This window comes from Nonomuraea aridisoli, assembly GCF_003236395.1.
GTDB classification, from domain to species: domain Bacteria; phylum Actinomycetota; class Actinomycetes; order Streptosporangiales; family Streptosporangiaceae; genus Nonomuraea; species Nonomuraea aridisoli.
Genome location: NZ_POUD01000087.1, coordinates 21775 through 31304 on the forward strand (window position 1 = coordinate 21775; position 9530 = coordinate 31304).

8 protein-coding genes are annotated in these 9530 nt (G+C 69.9%); 3 read left to right on the forward strand and 5 right to left on the reverse strand.

The features are described 5' to 3' along the window. The first annotated feature begins 73 nt into the window (after window positions 1-73). Both ppgK and hrpA read left to right on the forward strand, forming a co-directional pair. Window positions 74-781, forward strand: a complete 708-nt coding sequence (ppgK, locus tag C1J01_RS21485; protein WP_111180778.1) for a polyphosphate--glucose phosphotransferase — start codon at window positions 74-76, stop codon at window positions 779-781. Between the two features lie 75 nt (window positions 782-856). Continuing rightward, window positions 857-4735: an ATP-dependent RNA helicase HrpA gene (gene hrpA / locus C1J01_RS21490; protein ID WP_111180779.1), complete on the forward strand. Its 3879-nt coding sequence runs from the start codon at window positions 857-859 to the stop codon at window positions 4733-4735. On the opposite strand, the gene C1J01_RS21495 is transcribed toward hrpA, so the two are convergent. Together C1J01_RS21495 and C1J01_RS21500 are read right to left on the reverse strand one after the other, a co-directional pair. Further along, window positions 4725-5324: a Uma2 family endonuclease gene (locus C1J01_RS21495; RefSeq protein ID WP_111180784.1), complete on the reverse strand. Its 600-nt coding sequence runs from the start codon at window positions 5322-5324 to the stop codon at window positions 4725-4727. The two genes, hrpA and C1J01_RS21495, sit on opposite strands and share 11 nt — an antisense overlap. A 131-nt stretch (window positions 5325-5455) precedes the next feature. Next, window positions 5456-7459, reverse strand: coding sequence for a catalase (locus C1J01_RS21500; RefSeq protein ID WP_111180780.1), 2004 nt, complete (start codon window positions 7457-7459; stop codon window positions 5456-5458). Window positions 7460-7545: 86 nt separating this feature from the next. On the opposite strand from C1J01_RS21500, the gene C1J01_RS21505 reads away from it, so the two are divergent. Continuing rightward, complete coding sequence (locus tag C1J01_RS21505; RefSeq protein WP_111180781.1) at window positions 7546-8199, forward strand: HAD family hydrolase; 654 nt, start codon at window positions 7546-7548, stop codon at window positions 8197-8199. Here C1J01_RS21505 and C1J01_RS21510 read toward each other — a convergent pair. The 3 genes from C1J01_RS21510 to C1J01_RS21520 all read right to left on the reverse strand — a co-directional run. Then, window positions 8192-8491 (reverse strand): DUF5709 domain-containing protein, encoded by a 300-nt coding sequence (locus C1J01_RS21510; protein ID WP_111180782.1) that lies wholly within the window; start codon window positions 8489-8491, stop codon window positions 8192-8194. The genes C1J01_RS21505 and C1J01_RS21510 overlap by 8 nt on opposite strands. Window positions 8492-8554: 63 nt before the next feature. Then, on the reverse strand, window positions 8555-9112 hold the full coding sequence (locus tag C1J01_RS21515; protein WP_111180783.1) for a hemerythrin domain-containing protein: 558 nt from the start codon (window positions 9110-9112) through the stop codon (window positions 8555-8557). Window positions 9113-9135: 23 nt separating this feature from the next. Beyond that, the coding region (locus tag C1J01_RS21520) for a gamma-glutamyltransferase (RefSeq protein WP_181448888.1) at window positions 9136-9530 on the reverse strand (395 nt) is incomplete at its 5' end.

The window sequence follows — 9530 nt, forward strand, 5'->3', positions numbered from 1 at the left end:
CGCGCCGGGCGGGGAACGGGTTCAGCCAGGACCGGAAACAGCGCGTCCCGCGCGACCGGGAGAATGGAGCACCATGAACGTTCTGGGCATCGACATCGGCGGCTCCGGCGTCAAGGGCGCGCCGGTCGACACGGAGGCCGGCACCCTGGCGGCCGAGCGGCTGCGCATCCCGACGCCGGAGCCGTCCACGCCGGACGCGGTGGCCGGTGTGGTGGCCGAGATCGTGCGCCACTTCAGCTGGGACGGCCCGGTCGGGGTCACCTTCCCCGGCGTCGTGGTCGACGGCGTCGTCAGGACGGCCGCCAACGTCGACCCCGCGTGGATCGGCGCCGACGCGGCCGAGCTGTTCGGCGGGGCGACCGTGCTCAACGACGCCGACGCGGCGGGCCTGGCCGAGATGCGCTTCGGCCACGGCAGGGGGCGGCGGGGCACCGTGCTGATGCTGACGTTCGGCACCGGGATCGGCAGCGCGCTGTTCACCGACGGCGTGCTCGTCCCCAACACCGAGCTCGGCCACCTCCGCCTGCACGGCAAGGACGCCGAGCACCGCGCCTCCGCCCGCGCCCGCGAGGAGCACGACCTCAGCTGGGAGAAGTGGGCCGAGCGGGTCGAGGAATACCTGAGGCACGTCGAGATGCTGTTCTCACCGTCGCTCATCGTCATCGGCGGGGGAGTCAGCAAGAAGGCCGAGAAGTTCCTGCCGCACGTCCACCTCGACACCCCCGTCGTACCCGCGGCGCTGCAGAACGAAGCGGGCATCATCGGCGCCGCGATCGCCTGATATTGGGATGCGGGCGGCCGGCCTGATCGGGCACGATGGGCCGTTGGCTCCCGGACCAAATATCCTTGAAGCAGTATGGGAACGTCTTCGTTGTCCTCTCCGTCCTCTCCGCTCGCTGACCTCCAGTCCCGCCTGCCCGAGTTGATGCCGCGTGACCAGCGGCGGCTGCGGCGCAGGCTCGACGGCATGCGCCGGGTGCGGTCGCGCGACGCGCGCGACAAGATCGTCACGGAGATCCTCGCCGACGTGGAGCGGGCCGAGCAGCGCCTGGCGCGCCGCCGCGAAGCCATCCCGGTCGTGAAATATCCGGAGAACCTGCCGGTCTCCCAGCGAAAAGACGACATCCTCGCGGCCATCCGCGACCACCAGGTGGTGATCATCGCCGGCGAGACGGGCTCCGGCAAGACCACCCAGATCCCCAAGATCTGCCTCGAGCTCGGCCGTGGCGTCCGCGGCCTGATCGGCCACACCCAGCCCCGCCGCATCGCCGCCCGCACGGTCGCCGAGCGCATCGCCGACGAGCTCGGCACCGGCCTCGGCGACGTCGTCGGCTACAAGGTCCGCTTCACCGACCAGGGCAGCGACCGCACCCTCGTCAAGCTGATGACCGACGGCATCCTGCTGGCCGAGCTGCAACACGACCGCATGCTCGACCAGTACGACACCCTGATCATCGACGAGGCCCACGAGCGCAGCCTCAACATCGACTTCATCCTCGGCTACCTCAAGCAGCTGCTGCCCCAGCGCCCCGACCTCAAGGTGATCATCACCAGCGCCACGATCGACCCTGAGCGGTTCTCCCGCCACTTCGACGACGCGCCGATCATCGAGGTCTCGGGCCGCACCTACCCGGTCGAGGTGCGCTACCGGCCGCTGGAGGAGGACGACGACCAGACGCAGGGCATCGTCGACGCCTGCCGCGAGCTGGTCGGCGAGGGCCCGGGCGACATCCTCGTGTTCCTGTCGGGCGAACGGGAGATCCGCGACGCCGCCGACGCCCTGGCCAAGGCGGAGTTCCGCAACACCGAGATCCTGCCGCTCTACGCCCGGCTGAGCGCCGCCGAGCAGCACCGCGTCTTCCAGAGCCACACCGGCCGCCGCATCGTGCTGGCCACGAACGTCGCCGAGACCTCGCTGACCGTCCCCGGCATCAAATACGTGGTCGATCCCGGCTACGCGCGCATCTCCCGCTACAGCCACCGCACCAAGGTGCAGCGGCTGCCGATCGAGGCCATCTCGCAGGCCAGCGCCAACCAGCGCAAGGGCCGCTCCGGCCGCACCTCCGACGGCATCTGCATCCGGCTCTACGAGGAGGAGGACTTCCTCAACCGGCCGGAGTTCACCGACCCCGAGATCCTGCGCACCAACCTGGCCTCCGTCATCCTCCAGATGACCTCGATCGGGCTCGGCGACATCGAGGCGTTCCCGTTCGTCGAGCCGCCCGACCGCCGCCAGGTCAAGGACGGCGTCAACCTGCTGCACGAGCTGGGCGCGTTCGACGCGCAGGGCCGGCTCACCCCGATCGGCCGCAAGCTGGCCACGCTGCCGGTCGACCCGCGCCTCGGCCGCATGGTGCTGGAGGCCGAGAAGAACGGCTGCCTGCGCGAGGTCATGGTGATCGCCGCCGCCCTGTCCATCCAGGACCCGCGCGAGCGCCCCTCCGACAAGCAGCAGCAGGCCGACGAGAAACACCGGCGCTTCGCCGACCCCGAGTCCGACTTCATGGCCTACCTCAACCTGTGGAACTACCTGCGCGAGAAGCAGCACGAGCTGTCCTCCAGCGCGTTCCGCCGGCTGTGCAAGGCCGAGTTCCTCAACTACCTGCGCGTGCGCGAGTGGCAGGACATCTACAGCCAGCTGCGCCAGGCGCTCGGCGTCCAGCCCAACAGCCGCCCGGCCGAGCCCCAGCAGGTGCACACGTCGCTGCTGGTCGGCCTGCTGTCCCACGTCGGCGTCAAGGACGTCATGGAGAAGCGCGGCGCCGACGGCCGCCGCCCGATCCAGGAGTACATCGGCGCCCGCAACGCCCGCTTCGCCATCTTCCCCGGCTCCGCGCTGGCCAAGAAGCAGCCGCAGTGGGTCATGTCGGCCGAGCTGGTCGAGACCTCGCGGCTGTGGGCCCGGGTCAACGCCAAGATCGAGCCCGACTGGGTCGAGCCGCTCGCCCAGCACCTCGTCAAACGCTCATACTCCGAGCCCCACTGGGAGAAGAACCAGGGCGCCGTCATCGCCCTGGAGAAGGTCACCCTGTACGGCGTGCCGCTCGTCGTCGGCCGCAAGGTCAACTACGGCCGCATCGACCCCGACCTGTCACGTGAGCTGTTCATCCGCCACGCGCTCGTCGAGGGCGACTGGGACACCCACCACCGCTTCCTGAAGGACAACCGCAAGCTCCTCGAAGAGGTCGAGGAGCTGGAGAACCGCGCCCGCCGCCGCGACATCATGGTCGACGACGAGGCGCTGTTCGACTTCTACGACCAGCGCGTCCCGGCCGACGTGGTCTCGGCCCGCCACTTCGACTCGTGGTGGAAGAAGGCCAGGCAGGAGCAGCCCGACCTGCTCACGTTCTCGCCGGAGATGCTGGTCAACGAGGGCGCCGACGTCAGCACGCGCGACTACCCCGACACCTGGAAGCAGCTGGGTCAGCGCATGAGGCTGACCTACCAGTTCGAGCCGGGGGCCGACGCCGACGGCGTGACCGTGCACGTGCCGCTGCAGGTGCTCAACCAGGTCTCCTCCGACGGCTTCGACTGGCAGATCCCCGGACTGCGCGAAGAGCTCATCACGGCGCTGATCCGGTCGCTGCCGAAGAACCTGCGGCGCAACTTCGTGCCCGCCCCCAACTACGCCAAGCAGGTGCTGGCCGGGGTCAAGCCCGGCGGCGAGCCGCTGCTCGCGGCCGTGGAGCGCGAGCTGCTGCGGCTGACCGGCGTGCGCGTGCCGCGGGAGGCCTGGCAGCTCGACCAGGTGCCCGACCACCTGCGGATCACCTACCGGGTGATCGACGAGCGCAAACGCACGGTGGCCGAGGACAAGGACCTCGACGCGCTCAAGCGCCGCCTCGCGCCGCGCCTGCGTCAGACGCTCTCCCGCGCCGGCGACGACCTTGAGCAGACCGGTCTGCACAAGTGGAGCTTCGGCAGCCTGCCGAAGGTCTTCGAGCAGGGCCGCATGAAGGGCTACCCGGCGCTGGTCGACGCGGGCGACTCGGTCTCGATCAAGATCTTCGAGACGGAGGCCGAGCAGCGTCGCTCCCACTGGCCCGGGGTGCGCCGGCTGCTCCTGCTCAACGTCACCAACCCGGCCAAGTCGCTGCTCGGGGGGCTGTCCAACCAGGCCAAGCTGGCGCTGTCACGCAGCCCGCACGGCGGGGCGGTGGCGTTGTTCGACGACGTGGTCGACGCGGCCGTCGACAAGCTCATGCTGGACGCCGGCGGCGCCGTCTGGGACGCGGTCGCCTTCGACCGCCTCCACCAGCACGTACGCGCCCACCTCTACGACACGGCGGCCGACGTGCTGGGCAAGGTGGAGCAGATCCTCTCCGTCTGGCACGAGGCCGGCGCCCGCCTCGACGCGCTGCGCCCGAGCGCGGCCACCGACGACGTGCGCGACCAGCTCGGCAGGCTCGTCTACCGCGGTTTCGTCACCGCCACCGGCCACCGCCGCCTGCCCGACCTGCTGCGCTACATCCGTGCGGTCGACCGCCGCCTCGCCAAGCTGCCCGAGGACCCGTGGCGCGACGAGGAGTGGATGGCCCGCGTGCACAAGGTCGAGGACGACTACCACGACCTGCTGGAAAAGCTTCACCCGGCGCGTCGCGGCGACCCGGACGTGACGGAGATCCGCTGGATGATCGAGGAACTGCGGGTCAGCTTCTTCGCCCAGACCCTCGGCACCCCGACCCCGGTCTCGGAGAAACGCATCGCCAAGGTCATGGAGCGGCTCAGCTCTTGAAGACCGAGGTGTCCAGCTCGAAGTCGACCGGGGGCGGCAGCGTGATCGGCGTGCCCATGGCGACCTTGGTGGTCGTCTGGTAGGCGTCGTCCTTGATGTCGCTGAACACGGTGACGTTCGGTGTGTCGCCGATCGGGTCGATCAACAAATAGACCGGCACCCGGCCGATGGCGTAGAGGCGCGGCTTCTCCTCGCGGTCGGCGCGGATGCTGCCGGGCGAGACGATCTCCGCAACCATGATCAGCCCAGACGACAGCAGCTCGCCTTCTCCCCAGCGGGGACAGGCGGGGGGAGTCAAGGAGTAGTCCGGCACGAGCGAGTCGCGGGGGCCGGCGATGCAGATGTTGAGCAGTCCCGGGGCTCCTTGCCATCCGCGCTGCTGGGCCAACGGGCGTAGAGCGTCGTGCAGCGCTACGGACATCCAGGCGTGCTCAGGGGTGCCCATGGGGCTCACGATCAACTTCCCTTCGATGATCTCCACCCGGAGACCGGGGAGGGGGGGTAGGGCATCGAACAACTCGCGGGCGGTGAGAGGGGATCGCGCGACGCTCGCGTGCGTGGATTCCGTCTGGTGCTCTTCCTCGACCATGGTGATCACGGAATCTTTCCCTTCGTATTCGAACGGACACGCTAAGTATTCCAGAGGCTGAGTGCCCGCGCCACGCGATCGGCCGCCTCCGCTCACGGCGGAAGCGGCCGAAGCGCCGAAGGTCACGAGGGTCAGGCGGGGACGGCGAAGATGTCGCGGTCGTAGAAGCGGTGACCGGCCACGCCGTCGGCGAAGGCGTCGGCGATGTCGTCGCCGACGAAGACGCCCACGTCGTTGGGCAGGCGCGCGGCCTCCACGAGCTGCCGCCCGGTGCCGACGGCCCCGATGGCCTTCTGGTGCTTGAACGCCTCCTGGACGAAGAAGACCGCCCGCCCCACCGAGGCCAGCGCGGCCCCGTCCGCGGCGACCACCGCGTCGTAGAGGACGGAGGAGGCGGCGCTGAGCTGGCGGTCCACCGGGAGCCCGCCGACGTGGCCCTCGGCGGGGGCCACGACCTCGCAGATCGCCCCCTGGCCTTCCAGCGCCTGGCGCAGGGCGGTCACGGCGGCGGCGTCGGCGCCGTCGGCCATGAGGATGGCGATCTTGCGGGTGGCGATGCCGCGCGGCTGGTTGGTCATGCTGAGCGCGGGGGAGGCGTTGGCGTGCACCGGGCCGCCCTCGGGCACGGGCAGGCCGAGCCCCTCGGCCACCTGCGCGCCCAGGTCCGGGTGGATCTTGACGAGGTGGGCGACCACGCCCTCCTTGATGTCCTTGCGCTCGACGTGCCCGAGCTCGAACAGGTACGCGGCGACGATGTGCCCCTTCTCCCAGTCGGCCATGCTGTTCCAGAAGAGCGTGGCCTGGCTGTAGAAGTCCTGGAAACTGGGGCTGCGCTCGCGGATCTTGTGCCCCTCGACCCGCTCCGTGTAGTGGCGGTAGCCGTTCATGGCGGCCGGGCGGCCGACGCTGATCGAGTTCTTCTCGTAGCTCGTCCGCGACTCGTGGATCATGTGCTGGTGGAAGCCGTCGCGCTGGTCGTTGCGCACGGGCGAGACCGGCCGGTTGATGGGGATCTGCGAGAAGTTGGGCCCGCCGAGGCGCAGCAGCTGCGTGTCGAGGTAGGAGAAGTTCCTGGCCTGCAGCAGCGGGTCGTTGGTGAAGTCGATGCCGGGCACGATGTTGGCCGTGTGGAAGGCCACCTGCTCGGTCTCGGCGAAGAAGTTCTGCGGGTTGCGGTTGAGCGTCATCTTGCCGATGGGCCGCAGCGGCACCTGCTCCTCGGGGATGATCTTCGTGGCGTCGAGCAGGTCGAAGTCGAAGTCGTGCTCGCGCTCCTCGGGCACGAGCTGCACGCACAGCTCGTACTCGGGGTAGGCGCCGCGTTCGATGGCCTCCCACAGGTCGCGGCGGTTGTAGTCGGGGTCGTTGCCCTGGATGCGCAGGACCTCGTCCCACACCAGCGAGTACGTCCCCAGCACCGGCCGCCAGTGCCACTTGACGAACGTGCCCTTGCCCTGGGCGTTGACCAGCCGGAACGTGTGCACCCCGAAGCCCTGCATCATGCGGTAGCTGCGCGGGATCGCCCGGTCGGACATGAGCCACATGACCATGTGCAGCGACTCGGGCTGGAGTTGGACGAAGTCCCAGAAGGTGTCGTGCGCGGACTGGGCCTGCGGGATCTCGTTGTGCGGCTCGGGCTTGACGGCGTGCACGAAGTCGGGGAACTTGATGCCGTCCTGGATGAAGAAGACCGGGAAGTTGTTGGCGACGATGTCGAAGTTGCCCTGGGTGGTGTAGAACTTCGTGGCGAAGCCGCGCACGTCGCGTACGGTGTCGGCCGAGCCGCGCGAGCCCGCCACGGTCGAGAAGCGCACGAACGTCGGCGTCTTGACGGAGGTGTCGTTGAGGAACTCCGCGGCCGTCAGGTCGCCGAGCGGCTCGTAGAGCTCGAAGACGCCGTACGCGCCGGCGCCGCGGGCGTGCACGACGCGCTCGGGGATGCGCTCATGGTCGAAGCGGGTGAGCTTCTCGCGGAAGTGGAAGTCCTCCAGCAGCGTGGGACCGCGCATGCCGGCCTTGAGGGAGTCGTCGGTGTGGTCGACCGGGATGCCCTGGTCGGTCGTCATGGTGACGTCGTCGAGCGGAACACGGTGCTCGTCGAGCTGCCGGTCCTTCGCATCACGCTCTGGTTGCATGGAAAAATCCCCCTTATAGATTTTTGTCCGGTCCTCTAGTGCCCGGACCGACGTGATGAAACAAGGTCTTTCCGGCTGGGGGATTGATGATCAAGGCTGTGGTGTTCGACGTCGGCGAGACGCTCATCAGCGAGGACCGCATCTGGACCCGCTGGGCCCGGCGGATCGGGGTGAGCCCGTTCGTGCTGATGGGAGCCCTCGGCGGGATGGCGGCGCTCGACCGCCCCCACAGCGACGCCTTCCGGCTCGTCCGGCCGGACCTCGACCTCGACGCCGAGGAGGCGGCCTGGGAGCGCGACGACCCTGACGGCCTGCGCAACCACTTCGACGCCGATGACCTCTACCCCGACGTCCGCGAGGCCCTGGCCGCCCTCCGGGCGGAGGGCCACCAGGTGATCATCGCGGGCAACCAGCCGCGGCGCGCGTACGACGCCCTGGTCGCCATGGACCTGCCCGCCGACTCCGTGCACACCTCGGACGGCTGGGGCGTGGCCAAGCCCGACCCCGGTTTCTTCGCCAAGGTCGCCTCGGTCGCGGGCCGCGAGCCGGGAGAGATCCTCTACGTCGGCGACCGGCTCGACAACGACGTGCTGCCGGCCGCCGCGGCGGGCATGCGGACGGCGCTGCTGCGCCGCGGGCCCTGGGGCTACCTGCACGCCGAGCGCCCTCAGGCGCGGGCCGCCGACATGATCGTCGACGACCTGCACGCGCTGCTGCCCGCGCTGCGGCGGCTCACCTGAGGTTCTCGTCGGGGTCGATGCGCACGGCGCGCTCCTCAGCCGAGAGGTCGTCGGAATCGGCGTCGTCGCCCCAGTCCTCGCCCAGCTCCTCGTCCTCGACGTCGGGTTCGAGGCCCTCGTCCGGCTGGGTCAGCCGGTGCTTGGGGCGGGGGCCGCGCAACCGATCCTTGGCCTCGCGCCGCAGGCGTTCGTCGAGCGTGTCCCTGCGCCGGGGATCGTCGTCGACAACCTCGTGCCGCAGCCCGAGGTCCTCGGTCCACTCGTCGACCTCGATCTCCTGCTCGTCGCTCATGCCATGGCGGTTAGGCGGTGTTTCGGTCATACGCGCCCCCTACCCAGGGAACGGGCCGGAATCCTAGGACCCGGATTTCCCGAGCGCCTCCGCCAGCTCCTTCTTGCCCATGTGCGATCTGCCGGGGATGTCGGCCTTCTTGGCCTCCTCGTACAGCTCGGCCTTGCTCGCGCCGCCGGACGACGGGCTCGGGCCGCCGTTCGCCTTGAGGGCCTGCAGCTCCTCGGCCCTGCGCTGCTGGAACGCCTTGCCGAGCTTCTGCAGGCCCTTGGCGTCGGTCTGCCGCTCCAGCGAGGGCAGGAGCGTGCTCTCCTCCTCCTCGACGTGGTGGTTGACCGACTCGATCAGCTCGGTTAGCGTCCGGTCGAACTGGGCCGAGCCCGGTTCGGCGCGGACGAGCGCGTCGAGCAGCACTTCGGCCTCCTTGTGCTCCTCGACGCTGTGGTGGGCGTCCAGCCCGGGGTAGACCCGGTCCTCTTCGGCGCGCGCGTGGGCGGTCAGCAGCGCGTGCAGCTCCGCCACGGTGGCCTTGAGGTCGCCCTTCTTGCTCTTGAGCTTCTCGAACAGCCCTTCCACCGTCCGGTGGTCCTTCGTGATGAGAGTGATGACGTCGGTAGCCATGTTCGTCACGGCTACCCGCGAGGTCAGCGCCCAATCGCCGCCCCGACCAGGGACCGCGGGTCGGCGGCGCCCGCGAGCATGCCGCCGGGGCGCACGTCGATGAGGTGGGCGTGGCCGAACGAGCCGCCGTACGGCAGGGCCGCCACCCGGTGGCCGAGCGCCGCCAGTCCGTCGGACCAGGTCGTGCCCTCTTCCAGATCGACGACCGCCGCGTCGGGGTCCTCCCACGTGTCGAACCCGGTGCCGCCGGTGCCGAGCCGCCAGCGCGGCGCGGAGATCGCCTGGCCCGGCTCCTCGCCGTGCCGCAGGAGGCGGGTGATCACCTGCAGCAGGATCTGGGGCTGGGCGTCGCCGCCCATCGTGCCGGCGACGGTGCGCAGCGTGCCGTCGGGGTGGGTGATCAGGGCCGGGGTGAGCC